This window comes from Streptomyces daliensis (assembly GCF_054782395.1).
The window spans coordinates 34,194-49,637 of record NZ_BAAGSO010000122.1; the positions used below are offsets into that span (position 1 = coordinate 34,194).

Below are 15,444 nucleotides of genomic sequence, written 5' to 3' on the forward strand. Positions count from 1 at the left end.
GCGGGTGTGCTGCGTGCGAGTGCGGGGTGCTGCGTGTGCGGGTGCGGGTTCGGGCGGGGTGCTGCGGGTGTGGATACGGGTGCTACGCGTACGTGACGACCGCGTCGGCCAGCACCGGCGCCTCGTCCCGCTCGACCGCGCCGACGGTCAACTGGACGCGGCCCTCCTCCCCCTCAGCGCCGCCCTCCCACATCCGCACCCGGAGCGTCTCGCCGGGGTGGACGATCCCGGCGAAGCGCGCGGCGAAGCTCCTGACCCGGCTCACGTCGCCGCCGAGCACGGTGTCGACGACGGCCTTGAGCGTCATCCCGTACGAGCACAGCCCGTGCAGGATGGGCCGCTCGAAGCCCGCGAGGGCGGCGAACTCGGGGTCGGCGTGCAGCGGGTTCCAGTCGCCCGAGAGCCGGTAGAGGAGCGCCTGGTCCTCGCGCACCGGGCGGTCCACGACGTGGTCAGGGGCACCCTCGGGTGCCTCCAGGCGCTGGGAGGGGCCGCGTTCGCCGCCGAAGCCGCCCTCGCCGCGTACGAAGATCTGGGACTCGGACGTCCACAGCGGGCCCTCCTCGTCGGCCGCCTCGGTACGCAGGACGATGACGGCTGCCTTGCCCTTGTCGTAGACGGCGGCGACGCGCGCCGTGAGCACGGCCTCGCCGCTGATCGGGATGGCCCGGTGCGTCTCGACGCGCTGCGAGCCGTGCAGCACGGCGGCGAGGTCCACCTCGATGCCGGGGGCCGCCATCCCGCCCATGACGCCCATGCCGGCGCCCGCGACGGTGGCGAAGCTGGGCAGGACGTGCAGCTTGCTCTCCAGCGTGTAGCGCAGTTCGGCGGGGTCGGTCGCGGGCACGCCCGCGCCGAGGCCCAGGTGGTAGAGCTGGACGTCCTTGTGGTCCCAGGAGATCTCGGTCCTGCGCGGCTCGGCCGCGACGGCCTTCTCTGCGTCGATGGGCATGGGGCTTCGGCTCCTCGGGTCCTCGGCTCCTGACGGGCGGGTGCTGCGTGGCTGCGGTGCTGTGCTGGTGCGTGGCGTGACGAAGACCCCGGCACGGCCGTCCGCACCGTCGGCCGTGCCGGGGTCGCTCCGGATCGGCCGAACGGCACCGGAACAAGAACACGTTCTAACCGATGGCCTCCTGTATAACGCACGGTCCTGGACTTGGGAACCCCCTGACGCCGCGTCAGACATGTGCCCGCGACGTGCCCGTAGCGCGCGGGAAGCACCCCGCGGGCCGCCTCAAGTCCGCAGGTACGAGGCCCCGTTGACGTCCAGCACCGTGCCGCTGCTCCACTCGGCCGCCGGTGAGGCCAGCCAGAGCACCGCTTCGGCGATCTCCTCGGCGCTCGCGACGCGCCCGTACGGGCTCTGCGCGCGGATCGCCTCGCCCTCGGCCCCTGTGAGCCGGTGCGCGACCCGCTCCGTCGCGAAGAAGCCCGGCGCGACGGAGGCCACCGCGATGCGGTGCGGCGCCAGCGCGACGGCCAGCGACTGGCCCAGCGCGTGTACGGCCGCCTTCGTCGCGCCGTAGGCGGGGTGGTCGGGCTCGCCGCGGAACGCGCCGCGCGAGCCGATGTTGACGATGCGCCCGCCCCGGCCTGCCTCGGTCATGTGGTGGGCCGCGCGGTGGCTGAGCCAGGCGGTGCCCAGGAGGTTGACGGCTGTGTGCTGCTGCCAGGCCGCCGTCCACTCCTCGTACGAGGAACGGGCGGGCGGATGCGGGGTGTTGACGGCGGCGTTGTTGACCAGCACGTCGAGGCCGCCCAGCTCCCGCGCCGCGTCGTCCACCAGGCGCGCGGCCTGCGCGGGGTCGGCGATGTCGGCGCCGAGGAGGGTGTGGCCCGCGCCTTCGAGCCCGGCGAGGGTCTCCTCGGCCTCCGCGCGGCGCGTGCCGTAGTGGACGGCGACGCGGTCGCCGTTGCGGGCGAACGCGCTGGCCAGCGCCCGGCCGAGCCCGCGCGAGGCGCCGCTGACCAGGACGCGGCGGCCGGTCGCGGGAAAGAGGGCGGGTCCGGAATCGTGGGCGGGGCCGCCCGGGGTGACCTGCGCTTCGGCTTCGGACGGCACGGGGTCATCGGCTGGTGGCATCCGCGGCTTCCCGTTCCCCTTCTTCGTCGTCTCCGGCCTTTTTGGCCGCTTCTGCTTGCTGCTGCCCGTGCGGCCCGGCTCCGTCGCGCTTGTCGTGTCCGTCGCGTCCGCGGGGCAGGGCGAGGATCATGAATACCACGCAGGCGAAGAGGATCCCCGCACCCGTGAGGAACGCCAGCCCGTAGCCGGAGGCGAGGGTGCCCGGGCTCTCGCCCGAGCCGTGGCCCCCATGGTCGATGCGGGAGGCCGCGACCGTCGAGAGCACGGCGAGGCCCAGCGCGCCGCCCATGGTCCGCGAGGTGTTGACCAGGCCCGAGACGAGCCCCGCGTCGCGCGCGGCGGCGCCCTCGGTGGCCACGGAGGCGAGCGGCGTCGCCAGGAACCCGGCGCCGAGCGCGATCAGCACACCGGGGCCGCACACCGTCTCCAGATAGCCGCCGCCCGCGTGCATGCCGCTCTGCCACACATAGCCCACGCACCCGAGCGCGGCGCCTCCCACGGCGACGCTCCTGCTGCCGACGCGCCGCATCAGCAGCGGCGCCGACTTGGAGGCGACGACGATGCTGAAGGACTGCGGCAGGAAGCCGAGCCCGGCCTGTACGGGCGTGAAGTGCAGCACGTTCTGCATATAGAGCGAGACGAAGTACCACATCGAGAACATCGCGGCACCGCACACGAACATGGCGAGGTTCGCCGCCGAGACCGACCGCAGCCGGAACAGCTTCAGCGGGATCAGGGGCTCCGCCGTGCGCGCCTCCACCAGGACGAACAGCGCGAGCAGCGCCAGCCCGGCCGCCAGCGGCCCGAGCGAGCCGAGCGCCGCCCAGCCGAGGGACTCGGTCCGTACGATCCCGTAAGCCACAGCGCCGAGCCCGCCCGTGACCAGCACGGCGCCGAGCACGTCGAGCCTGCGGCGCGCCGCGTCCTCGCGGCTCTCGGCCACCCACACCGCGGCGGCCAACAGGACGAGGGCGCCGACCGGCACGTTGATCAGCAGCACCCAGCGCCACGAGAGCGCGTCGGTGAGCAGCCCGCCGACGAGGCCGCCCGCCGCGCCGCCGCCCGCGCCGACCGCCGACCACGTGGCGATGGCGCGGGTGCGCGCGGCGCCCTCGGGGAACGTGGTCGTCAGGATCGTCAGCGTCGCCGGGGCCAGCACGGCCGCGCCCATGCCCTGCACGGCCCGCGCGGCGACGAGCTGCCACGGCTCCTGTGCGACGCCGCCCGCGAGGCTCGCCGCGGTGAAGAGGCCGAGGCCGACGAGGAACGTCCGCTTGCGCCCGTAGAGGTCGCCAGCCCGGCCGCCGAGCAGCAGCAGTCCGGCGAAGGTGAGGGTGTACGCGTTGACCACCCACTGGAGCCCGACCCCGCTGAGCCCCAGGTCCCCGCGCATCGAGGGCAGGGCGACGTTGACGACGGAGATGTCGAGCACGACGAGGAACTGCCCGGCGCAGGCGGCGAGTACCACCGCCCACAGATGCGGGGCCGTGCGGCGGGAACCGTTCCCGCCGTCGGATATGCCGGACTCGGATATGCCGGAGGAGGAACCGCTTTCGGATGGGGATGGGGACGAGGACTGGGCCATCTCGCCATGCTCGCATCCGGCGCACGGCGCACACACCGGCACATCGCCAGGCGGCAGACCGGTGGACCGGTGGACCGGTGGACCTAGGTCCCGGGGCCCTCCCACGCCTCGGGCTTCCCCCGCTCCTCCCGTTCCTCCCGCTCCCAGAGCGGGTGTTCGCGGCGGGCCCAGGGGCGTGCGACGGTGCCGGTGCGGATGCCGCGCCGGGCCTCGGGGTCGGCGTAGGCGAGGCCGATGTGGGCGAGGAGGGCCAGGCCGATCGCGAGGGCGAGCCAGTCGTGGACGAAGGTCGCGCTCGTGCGCCAGAGCAGCGGGGTCAGGTGCGTGAACCACATCATCAGACCCGTGGCCGTCATCACCAACACGGCACCGGCGAGCCAGGCCGCGTAGATCTTCTGCCCGGCGTTGAACTTGCCGGGTCCGGGGGCGAGTCCCGGCGCGGAAGCGGGCACAGGGCGGCGGCGCTGCCGCAGCGCGGCGCGCAGCCAGCGGCGGTCGTGGGACGCGAAGCGGTTGAGGCGGCGCAGGTCGGCCCGCAGGGCGCGCGAGGCCAGCCCGAGCAGGACGGGCACGGGCAGCAGCAGCCCGGACCACTCGTGCAGGGTCACCATCAGCCACCTGCGCCCGACGAGCTGGGCCAGGCCCGGCACGTAGAGGCACAGGGCCGTTCCCACGCACAGGCCGAAGAGGGCGCCCGTGGCGTGGTGGGTCCAGCGTTCGGCGCGGGTGAAGCGCGTGAGGCGGGGCTCGGGGGCGGGGCCTGGCCGGTCAGGTGGCGGTGGGGACGTCGTCGCGTCCGTTGGACCGGCCGACCCAGGCGTCGATGTCATAGCCGCGCTTCTCCCAGTAGCCGGGCCGCACTTCGCGGGTGAGGGTGATGCCGGAGAGCCACTTCGCCGACTTGTAGAAGTACATGGGCGCGACGTACAGCCGCGCGGGCCCGCCGTGCGCGTGGCTCAGCGGCTCGTCGCGCATGCGCAGCGCGACGAGTACGTCGGCGCGACGGGCCTGCTCCAGCGTGAGGCTCTCGCTGTAGGCGCCGTCGAAGCAGGTGAAGCGGACGGCGGTGGCCTCGTCCCGTACGCCTGCCGCGTCGAGCAGCCGCGCGAGCCTGACGCCCTCGAACGGCGTGTCGGGCACCCGCCACCCCGTCACGCACTGCACGTCGCGCACCATGCGCTCCTGCGGGAGGGCGCGCAGTTGGGCGAGCCCGTAGTGGCGGGGGCGCTCGACGAGGCCGTCGACGGTGAGCCTGTAGTCGCTCTCGTTCCGGTGCGGTACCGAGGAGGCGACGGAGTAGTAGCGGAACCCGCCGCCGTTGGGGAGCAGGCCCGTGACGCCCGTGGGGTCCTTGTCGGAGACGGAGCCCAGGACGTTCTCCAGTGCGCGCTGCGCGTAGGGCGCGGCGACGAGGCCGCCCGCGCCCAGCCCGAGCATGCCGAGGACCAGTCGCCGTCCGACGGGCGCGCCCTGCCCGTCGGCCACGGTCGCCGGAGCCGGGCTCGGAACCGGAGCCTTCGCCGACGCGGTTCCTTCGGTGGGGTCGCCTTGTGGGGTCACCCCTCGATTCGAGCACCGGCGGGGCCCGGATGCCAGGGACGACGGGCGGCCGTCACCGTTCCGTCATCCCCGTCAGGGGCCAGGGGGCCGGTGAGGCCGCTCGCGCTCACCCCCGCCGCAGCATCGTCACGACCGCCGCGCCACCCAGCCCGATGTTGTGGGCCAGGCCCACCCGCGCACCGTCGACCTGGCGGACGTCCGCCTCGCCGCGCAGCTGCCTGACCAGCTCCGCGCACTGGGCGATGCCCGTGGCGCCGAGCGGATGCCCCTTGGAGATCAGGCCGCCGGAGGGGTTGACGACCCAGCGCCCGCCGTACGTCGTCGCGCCGTCGGCGACGAGCTTGCCCGAGCCGCCCTCAGGACACATGCCCAGGGCCTCGTACGTGAGCAGTTCGTTGACGGAGAAGCAGTCGTGCAGCTCGATGACGTCCACGTCCTCGATGCCCAGCCCCGACTCCTCGTAGACCCGCTCGGCAGCGGCGCGCGACATGGGCTTGCCGACCACGTCGATGCAGGAGCCGGAGGCGAAGGACTCCTCGGTGTCCGTCGTCATGGCCTGACCCGCGATCTCCACCGCGCGGTCCGCCAGGCCGTGTTCGGCCACGAAGCGCTCCGAGGCGACGACGGCGGCGGCCGAGCCGTCGGAGGTCGGCGAGCACTGGAGCTTGGTCAGCGGCTCGTGGACGGTACGCGAGCCGAGGATCTCGTCCAGGCTGTAGACGTCCTGGAACTGGGCCTGCGGGTTGGCCGCCGAGTGGCGGTGGTTCTTCTCCCCGACGGCGGCGAACTGTTCGGGCGTGGTGCCGTACCGCTCCATGTGTTCGCGGGCCGCGTTGCCGAAGATCTGCGCGGTGGGCGGGGACATCTCGAAGCCGTGCCGGGCGGCCATGATCCCGTAGTGCCGCGCGACGGGGGACGTCGCGAAGTCGTCGGAAGAACCGGCGCCGCCGCCGAGCGAACCCCTCTTCATCTTCTCGAAGCCCAGCGCGAGGACGCAGTCGTTCAGCCCGGAGGCCACGAACTGACGGGCCATCATCAGCGCCGTGGACCCCGTCGCGCAGTTGTTGTTGACGTTGTAGACGGGGATGCCGGTCAGGCCCAGCTCGTACACGGCGCGCTGCGCCGCCGTCGACGCCTGGTAGCAGTACCCGACAGGCGCCTGCTCGACGAGGCCGTACGGCACACCGGCGTCCTCCAGCGCCCCGGCGCCCGCCTCCCGCGCCATGTCCCAGAACTGCCAGTCGCGCGTCTCGGGCTTCTCGAACTTCGTCGTCCCGACGCCGACGATGTACGCCTTGCCAGCCGTCTTGCCAGCCGATGTGCCAGCCATGTGTGCACGCTCCTCACGAGGTGGGTCAGCGGGTGGGCTCGGGGTCGCGGGGCAGGCCGAGCAGCCGTTCCGCGACGACGTTGCGCTGGATCTGCGTGGTGCCTCCCGCGATGGTCAGACAGCGCGACATGAGTACCCCGTGCACGGCCCGCTCCCCCGCCCCCTCCGCCAACGCGCCCTCGGGGCCGAGGAGTTCAAGGGCCAGCTCGGCGACCTTCTGCTGGTGCGGGGTCTGGACGAGCTTGCGGACGCTGGCCCCCGCGCCGGGTTCAAGGCCGGAGACCTGGGCCAGCGTCGTCCGCATCCCGACGCAGGCGAGCGCGTGCGCCTCCGCGGCCAGCGCGCCGACGCGGGCGCGCACGGTGTCGTCCACGGCCGGTGCCACGGTGCGCCGGATCAGGGCTTCGAGGCCGGTGCCGAAGGTGAGCTGGTCGGCCATGTGGACGCGCTCGTTGCCGAGGGTGTGCCGGGCGACCCGCCACCCGTCGTGCACCTCGCCGACGACGGCGTCGGCGGGCAGCGGAGCGCCGTCGAACCAGACCTCGTTGAACAGCGAGTCCCCGGTCATCTCCTTGAGGGCGCGTATGTCGATGCCCGGCGTGTTCTTCATGTCGACGAGGAAGTAGGTCAGCCCCTTGTGCTTGGGCGCCCCCGGGTCCGTACGGGCGAGCAGGATGCCCCAGTCCGCCCACTGCGCGGCCGACGTCCACACCTTCTGCCCGGTCACGCGCCAGCTTCCGTCCTCGGTGCGCTCGGCCCGCGTACGGAGGGAGGCGAGATCGGAGCCCGCGCCCGGCTCGGAGAAGAGCTGGCACCACAGGACGTCGCCGCGCAGCGTGGGCGGCAGATGGCGCTCGCGCTGCGCCTCCGTCCCGTAGCTGATGAGCGAGGGCACCACCCAGGTGCCGATGCCGAGGTCGCTGACGCGTACCCCGGCGTCGGCCAGCTCCTGCTGCACGGCGAGCTGCTGCACGGGTCCGGCGCCGAGCCCGTACGGCTCGGGGAGGTGCGGCGCCGCGTAGCCGGTGGGGGCCAGCTTGCGCCGCACGGACGCGGGGTCGAGCCCCTTGACCGGCTCCAGTGCGGCGCGGGCCCGCTCCCTGTACGGCTCTGCCGAGGCGGGCAGCTCCATCCGCAGCTCGCGGCGCGCGCCCGCGGCGGCGAGGCGGACGGCGCGCAGGTGGTGCGTCGACGCGGTGCCGATGAGCTGGCGTGCGACGAGGGCGCGGCGCAGATACAGATGCGCGTCGTGCTCCCAGGTGAAGCCGATGCCGCCGAGGATCTGCACGCAGTCCTTCGCGCACTCGTACGCCGCCTCCGGCGCGGTGCTGGCGGCGAGCGCGACGGCCAGCGCGCGCACCCGTGCGGCGTCCCCGTTGTCGTGTGCGCCGGACGGGGCCGCCGTCTCCTCGGCCGCCGCTCTGGCCGCGTCCCAGGTGAGGGCCCGCGCCTGTTCCAGGCGTACGAGCATGTCGGCGCACAGGTGCTTGATGCCCTGGAACTGGCCGATGGGACGGCCGAACTGCTCGCGGTTCCTGGCGTGTTCGGCGGCCGTCTCGACCGCCCACGCGGCGACGCCGCACGCCTCGGCCGACAGCAGCAGCCGCGCCAGATCGGGCACCGGGTCGGGGTCGGGGTGCGCCGCTTCCGTTCCCCGGCCGCCGCCGTGGAAGAGCAGGCGCGCGGCGGGGACGGTCACGTTGCGCGCGGTGACCTCGGCGGTCGGGCGCAGCGGGTCGGCGCCCGCCTGCGCGCGTACGGCCAGGGCGTCCGCGTCGACGGCCAGCCGGACCGTGCCCCCGGAACCCGGACCGTAACCCGAACCGGAACCCGAACCGGAGCCGGAACCGGAACCGGAGCCGGAACCGGAGCCGTCCCCCGGCCCCGTGCGTGCCGCGAGCAGCAGGATGTCCGCCTGCGCGCCGCCGAGGACGGGCGGCGCGGTGCCGTCGAGCACCCAGTCGCCGTCGGCGGTCGGCGTCGCGGTCAGCGAGCCGGTGCCCAGCGCGACGGCACCGATCAACTCGCCGCCCGCGAGCGCCCGTACGAGCGTGCCGAGGCCCGCCCTGTGCAGCGCCTCGGCGGCCAGCACGCTGGGCAGATACGGTCCGGGCAGCCCGGCACGCCCTGTCTCCTCCAGCACGACGGCGAGGTCCAGCAGCCCGCCGCCGCCCCCGCCGTCCGCCTCCGGCAGGTGCGGGGCGAGCAGGCCCTGCACGGCCAGTGACTCCCAGTACGCGGGGCGCGCGCCGGGCTCGGGCGGCTCGTCCAGCAGCTTGCGCCGCGCTTCGGGCGGCACGGCGCGCCCGGCCCATCCCCGTACGGCCTCGGCCAGTTCCCGCTGTTCCTGAGTGATCCCGATGCCCATGCGGGGCACAGTAGAACACGTTTCATTCTGACGGAAGGTCAGGAACGGGCCTCCCTGTCTCCCCGTCTCCCCTGCCGCACCCGCGCCGCCCCGGAGACGGGAAGGCGCGCCCGTACGGCAGCATGGTCCGCGACAGATGCCGCGCCGCGCGCCGCACGTCCGTGCCGGGCATGTCCGGGTACGGCGCGCGGAGAGAACGCGGAGAGAAACGGAGAGAGATGTCCCCGTCGCCCGCCCGCCCGCTCCCCCTCCCCTCCCCCCGTCCCAAGGACGAGACCGTCGCCGCGTTCGAGGCGGCGAAGGGGTTCATGCCCCTCGACGAGGGCCTCGCGCTGTACGCGGCGGCCGTCGAGGCGTCCCGGCTGGGGCTGCCGCTGCTGGAGGTCGGCACGTACTGCGGGCGCTCGACGCTGCTGCTCGCCGACGCGGCACGCGAGGCGGGGGTCAGCGCGGTCACCGTCGACCACCACCGGGGCAGCGAGGAGCAGCAGCCGGGGTGGGAGTACCACGACCCGGAGGTCGTGGACCCGGTCGTCGGCCGCATGGACACGCTGCCGACGTTCCGGCGCACGCTGCACGCGGCGGGACTGGAGGACCACGTGATCGCGGTCGTGGGGCGCTCGCCCGCGGTGGCCGCCGCGTGGGGCGGCCAGGTGGGGCTCGTCTTCATCGACGGCGGCCACACGGACGAGCACGCGACGGCGGACTACGAGGGCTGGACACCCCATCTCGCCCCCGGCGGGCTGCTGGTGATCCACGACGTCTTCCCCGACCCGGCCGACGGCGGCCAGGCACCCTTCCGCGTCTACCGCCGCGCCCTGGACTCCGGCGCCTTCACGGAGATCTCCGCGACGCACTCCCTCCGCGTCCTCCGCCGCGCGAACGGCTAGCCGGCCGACTCCTGTTGATCTCGCGCGGCGACCCGGTGCCGAGACGCAGGAGGACTCTCCTCACCGCGCTTCATGTGTTCTGTGACGACCACCGAAAGCCCAGGAACCAATCATCTAGGGGGACCGCATGTCGCTGGTGGGAAGGGACGTCGAGTTAGCGCGGATTCAACGCCTGCTGACGGACGCGTGCGACGCGCGCAGCGGCGTGCTGGCGCTGCGAGGTGCGGCGGGCATCGGGAAATCGGTCCTTCTCGACCACGCCGTGTCGCTCGCCGAAGCCGGGGGCGGCATGCGCGTGGTCCGCGGAGCAGGGGTCGAGTCCGACTCCGAGCTGGCGTACGGCGGACTGCACCAACTCCTGTTTCCCCACCTGGACCGGCTGGAGGCACTGCCCGCTCCCCAGGCCACGGCACTGCGGTGCGCCTTCGGCCTGGCCGAGGGGGACGAGGCCAATCGGTTCCTGATCTCCGCCGGCACCCTGTCGTTGCTCGCCGATCTGGCCGAGGACGCCCCTCTGCTGTGCGTGGTCGACGACCTGCAATGGCTCGACCAGGGTTCCGTTGAGGCGCTGTTGTTCGCGGCCCGCCGCTTCGTGGCCGACCCGATCGCGATGCTGTTAGCGGTGCGCGAGACGTCGGCGCCGTTGGACATCGCGGGCGTCGAGGTCGTGGATCTACCTGGCCTCGCCGCGCCCGATGCCGCCCGGCTGCTGGACGACCACGCGCCGGAACTCGTCGCACCGGTGCGGAACCGGGTCCTCGCGGAGTCCGGCGGCAATCCTCTGGCGATCATCGAGCTGGGGTCGTCGCGGGTCGCGGCACGCGATGCCGAGGAGCCCGACCCGGCCGAGCAGGTCGGCCCGTTGCCGGTGGCCCGCCGTGTGCAGGAGGCGTTCCGCCGTCAGATCGTCGAGCTTCCCGAACCGACCCGGCGCGCGCTGCTGGCGGCGGCGGCCGACACGGCGGCGCCGCTCGCGACGATCCTGCACGTGATCGAAGCCCTCGGTGGCACCCCCGGCGATCTGGCGCCCGCCGAACGCGAGCGGCTGCTCCGGATCGACAGCCGGATCACGTTCCGCCACCCCCTGGTACGGGCAGCCGCTTACCAGGACGCGCCGCTGCACCAGCGGATCGAGGTACATCGCGCGTACGCCGACGCGCTGGGCGCGGAGGCCGAAGCGGACCGCCGGGCGTGGCACCTCGCCGCTGCCACCACCGCCCCCGACGAGGCGGTGGCCGCCGAACTCGAAGGTGCGGCGGAGCGGGCCTGGCACCGGGGCGGCGCGATGGCGGTGTCCGCCGCCTACGACCGCGCGGGGCGGCTCAGCGCCGACCGGGAGCTGAAGGCCCGGCGTATCGCGCGGGCCAGCCAGGCCGCGTTCGACGCGGGCAAGGCCGACCGCGCCGCCCGGCTGGCGGCCGAAGCGCTCTCGCTCACCACCGACCCCGGCATCCGGACCGACGCCATCTATACGCGTGGCGCCGTGGAGTACGAACGCACCTCCCCGCGGGCCGACGCGGAGCTGACGATCGAGGCCGCCGCGCTGGTGCGCGACGCCGATCCGGAGCGCGCCGCGCTCACGTTCTTCGAGGCAGCGCACGCCGCCCGGCACGGAGCGGCGCACGACCTGCTGGAGCGTGCGGCGGATCTGATGCGCGGGTTCACCCCGCCGGAGCACTGGGCACCGGTGCTCGCCGCCCTTCTCGGGTGGGCGGAGCTGTTCGCCGGACGCCCGGAAAAGGCCGTCGGCCCGATGCGCGCGCTCTACGCCACCACACGCGGCGGCGGGAACGACCTGATGCAGCGCATCACGGCCGGGTTCGGCGGGCTCATGATCGCGGACGACGACGGCGTCGTCGCCGGGGCAGAGGACATGCTGGCCGAGGTGCGGGCCACCGGGGCGCTGGGGTGGGTCCCGTACACCCTGAACGTGCTCGCCGTGGCGCGGCTCTTCCGGGGTGAGTTCGCGGACGCCCGCGCGTGTGTGGCGGAAGGCGCGACCGTGAGCGCCGAACTCGGGAACACGACCGAGCACCTGGCACACCGGTCGGTGGAGGTGTGGTTGCACGCCGTGTCGGGTGACGAGCCGCGCTGCCGGGCTCTCGCCGAGGAGGTGCTCCCGCGAGCCCGGGCCCGGCAGCACATCAACGCCGAGATCGCGGACTGGGGTCTCGGCATGCTCGACCTTTCCGCCCGGCGGTTCGGGGAAGCGTGCGACCGGCTGGAGAGGGTGTGCCGGGGGCCCGCGAGCCGCGACCTCCTGGTCCGCGCTGTGCCCGATCTGGTGGAGGCCGCCGTGCGCGGCGGCACGCCGGATCGCGCCCGCGGACCACTGGCGGCGTTCCGGCACTGGGCCGAGCACGTCGACCGCCCCGTCGCGACCGGGCTCGTACTGCGCTGCCGGGCCCTGCTGGCCGATGACGGCGAAAGCGACAGCAACGGCGCTCCCGACGCCGACGCGCTGTACGCCGAGGCGCTGCGGCTCCAGGAGCGGCACGGCGGCCCCTATGAGCGTGCCCGTACCCAGCTCGTCTACGGCGAGTGGCTGCGCCGCCAGCGCCGCCGTACCGAGGCCCGCGCCCATCTCGCGGCGGCGGTGTCCGCGTTCGAGGGCCTCGGCGCGCGGCTCTGGGCAGAGCGTGCGCGCGGCGAACTGGCCGCCTTCGGCGAGCGGGGCGACGAGCCTCGGCGCAGCGGCCCGCTCACCCTGTTGACCCCGCAGGAGTTGCAGGTCGTACGGCTGGCCGCCACCGGTCGGACGAACAAGGAGATCGCCGCACAGCTCTTCCTCAGCCCACGGACCGTCGGCCACCACCTCTACAAGGCGTATCCGAAACTCGGCGTCACCGGTCGCGCCGAGCTGGCCGGCCTCGTCTGACGGCCGACGGGCCGACGGGCCGACGGGCCGACGCCAGTCATCGGGTCCCGGACACCGGTCACGATGACCGATACGGCGCTGGGGCGCCCCGCATAGCGTTTCCGGCATCGAGGCAGCGCGGCCGCCGGCCGCGGAGCAACGCCGATGACGAGGAGACGACCATGACGCAGTACTTTCTGAGCCTCCCCCACGACGCCGCCGAGGAGCCGACGATGGAGAGCATGGACCCCGCGGAGTTGCAGGAGATGATCGCCGAGGTCGGTGCGTTCAACACCGCCCTCCAGGAGGCGGGCGCGTTCGTGACCGCAGGCGGTCTCCAGCCGCCGTCGAGCGCGACCACGGTGGACTACTCCGGTGACAGCCCCGTCCTCACACCGGGCCCGTTCGTCGAGGCCAAGGAGTACCTGGGCGGCTTCTGGATCATCGAGGCCGAGAACGACGACGTCGCGATCGAATGGACCAAGCAGGCCTCGCGTGCGCTGCGGAGCAGGGTCGAGGTACGTGCCCTCCAGGAGCAGCCCGGCGCATGACGGTCCGGTCGGCGGCCTGACCCGCCGCCGACCGCGACACGGCCGCGACACGGCCACGCTCGCCGGGGGTCCGTTCGCCGGGCCCGTTCGCTGAAGCCGGGGCACCGGGTCGCCGCACAAGATCGATAGGGATCCATCATCTAGAGTCGCCCGCGTGTCGAACGGAAGCTTGTTCCCCCCGCCCCGACGGCCCTGGTGGCTGCCCCGCGCCCTCGTCGTAGGGCTCGTCCTCGCGGTGCTGCTGGCCGCCTGCACCGCGGGCTGGCTCGTATGGCAGTCGATGACCCGCGACGACGCCACAGCGCACGCCCGCGCGAAGAAGACGGACGGGGAGGACAAGGGCTCGGACAAGGCCCCGGAGCAGGGGGATCAGGGGAAACAGGTCCCGGAGGCGCGGCCCCTCAAGGGGAAGACCGTGGTGATCGACCCCGGGCACAACCCGAACAACCGCGACCACCCGGACGAGATCGCACGCCTCGTCGATATCGGGACGGGCAAGAAGGAGTGCGACACCACGGGCACGGCCACCAACGACGGCTACGCGGAGGCCGAGTTCACCCTCGATCTCGCACACCGGGTCCGTAGCGACCTGGGGAAGCGGGGCGCGACCGTCGTGTTCACGCACGACGGGGACCGGGAGTACGGGCCGTGCGTGGACGAGCGGGCCAGGACGGGCAACGAGAAGAAGGCCGACGCCGTCGTCTCGCTGCACGCGGACGGGGCGCCCACGGGCAACCGCGGCTTCCATGTGATCCTCCCCGCACAGGTCCGCGACGGGGAGGCGGACACGTCGGCCATCGTCGAACCGTCGGAGCGGCTGGGCCGCGCCCTTGTGGACGCGTTCCGGGGCGCCACGGGCGAGCGGCCCGCGGACTACATCGATGACGGCAAGGGGCTGGACACCCGGGGCGACCTGGGAGGTCTCAATCTCAGCACGGTCCCCAAGGTGTTCCTCGAGTGTGGCAACATGCGCGACGCGGAGGATGCCGGGCTGCTCACCGACCCGAAGTGGCGCGGTCGCGCGGCTCAGGGCGTCGCGGACGGCATCGCGGCGTACCTGACCGGGAAGCGGTAGCCGCCGCGTACGGGGAGCACGGGCACCGGCGGTGGGTGACGGCCGCCCGGGTCGGCCGGAATTCCCGGGACGACCCGCCGGAGCGGCCCATAGTGTCGTCCGTACGATGGGGTGCTCACCCCCGGCAGACACACTGACCACAAGACCGACTAAGGACCCCACGTGAACATCCGCTCGCTCACCAGAGGCGATGGTGCGGTGATCGGTGCAGCGGTGCTGCTGCTGATCGCTTCTTTCCTGCCGTTCTTCGCCGTCACAGACGAGTGCACCGGCGACAGCTGCGACTGGTCAGCCTGGTCGCCCGTGACCTTCCCGCTGCTGCCGACGGTCCATCTGCTCGCGCTCATCGTGGCCGGTCTGTTCGTCGCGGCCCGTGCCCTGCCGGAGGGCCGCAAGCTGCTCGGCCTCGGCCTGGACCAGTGGGGCTCCGCGCTCTCGGTCACGGTCGCCTGGGCGGCGATCTGGTCGATGTTCTCGACGATGTTCCCGGAGGGCGAGCAGGGCGTCGACCTGAACGAGCGGGTCGGGTTCGGCGTGGGCGCCTGGCTGACCATCCTCTTCGCGCTCGTCTTCGCCGCCGCCGGTGTGCTCGGCTCGGCGATCCCGGCGCTGAAGGCCCCGCTCCTGAGCGCGCCGCGCCCGAAGCCGACCCCGTACGGCGGCCAGCCGGGCCAGCCCCAGGCGGGCTACGGCTACCCGGGCGCGCAGCCCGGTCAGCCGGGTCCGTTCGGCGCGCAGCCGGGGCAGCCGGGTGGCTACGGGTACCCGGGCGCGTCGCAGGCCGGTCAGCCGCAGCCGGGTCAGCCGGGGCAGCCCGGCCAGCCCCAGCCGGGGCAGCCGCAACCGCAGCAGGGTGGTCCGGCGGCGGGCGGGGGTGCCCCGGACCCGAACTTCCAGCCCTTCTGGTTCGCCGTTCCGGTCGCGCGTCCGCTCTTCGGTGAGGACGGCTCGCCGCAGCCGGTGGCCGAGCTGGCGCCCGGCACCTGGTACCTCGCGGTCGAGCAGCGCGGGCAGGCGCTCGTCGCGCAGACCCAGGACGGCCGCCGCGGCGTCCTCCAGGACACCTCGGGCATCCAGCGCGGCTGACCCCGCGCCCGCCCGCTGCTCTCTGACGGCCCCTCGCCCTTGGCGGGTTCCAGCGATCC

Annotated in this window: 12 protein-coding genes; 5 read left to right on the top strand and 7 right to left on the bottom strand. The window is 73.8% G+C overall.

Annotated elements, in window-relative coordinates:
* Positions 1-82 precede the first annotated feature (82 nt).
* From ACYVOO_RS35255 to ACYVOO_RS35285, 7 genes are all read right to left on the bottom strand, one after another.
* Positions 83-952, bottom strand: a complete 870-nt coding sequence (locus ACYVOO_RS35255; protein ID WP_461019801.1) for a MaoC/PaaZ C-terminal domain-containing protein — start codon at positions 950-952, stop codon at positions 83-85.
* Positions 953-1,234: 282 nt separating this feature from the next.
* Entirely contained in the window at positions 1,235-2,083 is an 849-nt protein-coding gene (locus ACYVOO_RS35260; protein WP_461019802.1) for an SDR family NAD(P)-dependent oxidoreductase, read from the bottom strand.
* Entirely contained in the window at positions 2,067-3,668 is a 1,602-nt protein-coding gene (locus ACYVOO_RS35265; protein WP_461019803.1) for an MFS transporter, read from the bottom strand. The genes ACYVOO_RS35260 and ACYVOO_RS35265 overlap by 17 nt, the downstream gene beginning before the upstream one ends.
* 83 nt (positions 3,669-3,751) lie before the next feature.
* On the bottom strand, positions 3,752-4,498 hold the full coding sequence (locus ACYVOO_RS35270; RefSeq protein ID WP_461019804.1) for a cytochrome b/b6 domain-containing protein: 747 nt from the start codon (positions 4,496-4,498) through the stop codon (positions 3,752-3,754).
* The gene (locus ACYVOO_RS35275) at positions 4,437-5,105 is read right to left on the bottom strand and encodes a molybdopterin-dependent oxidoreductase (RefSeq protein ID WP_461019827.1); all 669 of its coding nucleotides are present in this window, start codon (positions 5,103-5,105) and stop codon (positions 4,437-4,439) included. The genes ACYVOO_RS35270 and ACYVOO_RS35275 overlap by 62 nt, the downstream gene beginning before the upstream one ends.
* 229 nt (positions 5,106-5,334) lie before the next feature.
* On the bottom strand, positions 5,335-6,558 hold the full coding sequence (locus ACYVOO_RS35280) for a lipid-transfer protein (protein ID WP_461019805.1): 1,224 nt from the start codon (positions 6,556-6,558) through the stop codon (positions 5,335-5,337).
* A 25-nt stretch (positions 6,559-6,583) separates the two neighbouring features.
* Positions 6,584-8,926, bottom strand: coding sequence for an acyl-CoA dehydrogenase (locus ACYVOO_RS35285; RefSeq protein ID WP_461019806.1), 2,343 nt, complete (start codon positions 8,924-8,926; stop codon positions 6,584-6,586).
* A 218-nt stretch (positions 8,927-9,144) separates the two neighbouring features.
* Here ACYVOO_RS35285 and ACYVOO_RS35290 point away from each other — a divergent pair, with 218 nt between their 5' ends.
* The 5 genes from ACYVOO_RS35290 to ACYVOO_RS35310 all read left to right on the top strand — a co-directional run bounded on the left by ACYVOO_RS35290 (position 9,145) and on the right by ACYVOO_RS35310 (position 15,385).
* Positions 9,145-9,816, top strand: coding sequence for a class I SAM-dependent methyltransferase (locus ACYVOO_RS35290; RefSeq protein ID WP_461019807.1), 672 nt, complete (start codon positions 9,145-9,147; stop codon positions 9,814-9,816).
* Positions 9,817-9,943: 127 nt separating this feature from the next.
* On the top strand, positions 9,944-12,694 hold the full coding sequence (locus ACYVOO_RS35295; RefSeq protein ID WP_461019808.1) for an ATP-binding protein: 2,751 nt from the start codon (positions 9,944-9,946) through the stop codon (positions 12,692-12,694).
* A gap of 161 nt (positions 12,695-12,855) precedes the next feature.
* Positions 12,856-13,224 carry a YciI family protein gene (locus ACYVOO_RS35300; RefSeq protein ID WP_461019809.1) on the top strand — a complete coding sequence of 123 codons (369 nt, stop codon included), beginning with the start codon at positions 12,856-12,858 and terminating at the stop codon, positions 13,222-13,224.
* 154 nt (positions 13,225-13,378) lie between these two features.
* The gene (locus ACYVOO_RS35305) at positions 13,379-14,299 is read left to right on the top strand and encodes an N-acetylmuramoyl-L-alanine amidase (protein ID WP_461019810.1); all 921 of its coding nucleotides are present in this window, start codon (positions 13,379-13,381) and stop codon (positions 14,297-14,299) included.
* A 162-nt stretch (positions 14,300-14,461) separates the two neighbouring features.
* Complete coding sequence (locus ACYVOO_RS35310; protein ID WP_461019811.1) at positions 14,462-15,385, top strand: DUF5336 domain-containing protein; 924 nt, start codon at positions 14,462-14,464, stop codon at positions 15,383-15,385.
* The last annotated feature ends 59 nt before the right edge of the window (positions 15,386-15,444 follow it).

Bases quoted from the DNA above. Each gene is read 5' to 3' on its own strand.
- ACYVOO_RS35285 (WP_461019806.1), bottom strand. From the start codon at position 8,926: ATGGGCATCGGGATCACTCAGGAACAGCGGGAACTGGCCGAGGCCGTA.
- ACYVOO_RS35260 (WP_461019802.1), bottom strand. From the start codon at position 2,083: ATGCCACCAGCCGATGACCCCGTGCCGTCCGAAGCCGAAGCGCAGGTC.
- ACYVOO_RS35255 (WP_461019801.1), bottom strand. From the start codon at position 952: ATGCCCATCGACGCAGAGAAGGCCGTCGCGGCCGAGCCGCGCAGGACC.
- ACYVOO_RS35290 (WP_461019807.1), top strand. From the start codon at position 9,145: ATGTCCCCGTCGCCCGCCCGCCCGCTCCCCCTCCCCTCCCCCCGTCCC.
- ACYVOO_RS35275 (WP_461019827.1), bottom strand. From the start codon at position 5,105: ATGCTCGGGCTGGGCGCGGGCGGCCTCGTCGCCGCGCCCTACGCGCAG.
- ACYVOO_RS35280 (WP_461019805.1), bottom strand. From the start codon at position 6,558: ATGGCTGGCACATCGGCTGGCAAGACGGCTGGCAAGGCGTACATCGTC.
- ACYVOO_RS35270 (WP_461019804.1), bottom strand. From the start codon at position 4,498: ATGACATCGACGCCTGGGTCGGCCGGTCCAACGGACGCGACGACGTCC.
- ACYVOO_RS35265 (WP_461019803.1), bottom strand. From the start codon at position 3,668: ATGGCCCAGTCCTCGTCCCCATCCCCATCCGAAAGCGGTTCCTCCTCC.
- ACYVOO_RS35295 (WP_461019808.1), top strand. From the start codon at position 9,944: ATGTCGCTGGTGGGAAGGGACGTCGAGTTAGCGCGGATTCAACGCCTG.
- ACYVOO_RS35300 (WP_461019809.1), top strand. From the start codon at position 12,856: ATGACGCAGTACTTTCTGAGCCTCCCCCACGACGCCGCCGAGGAGCCG.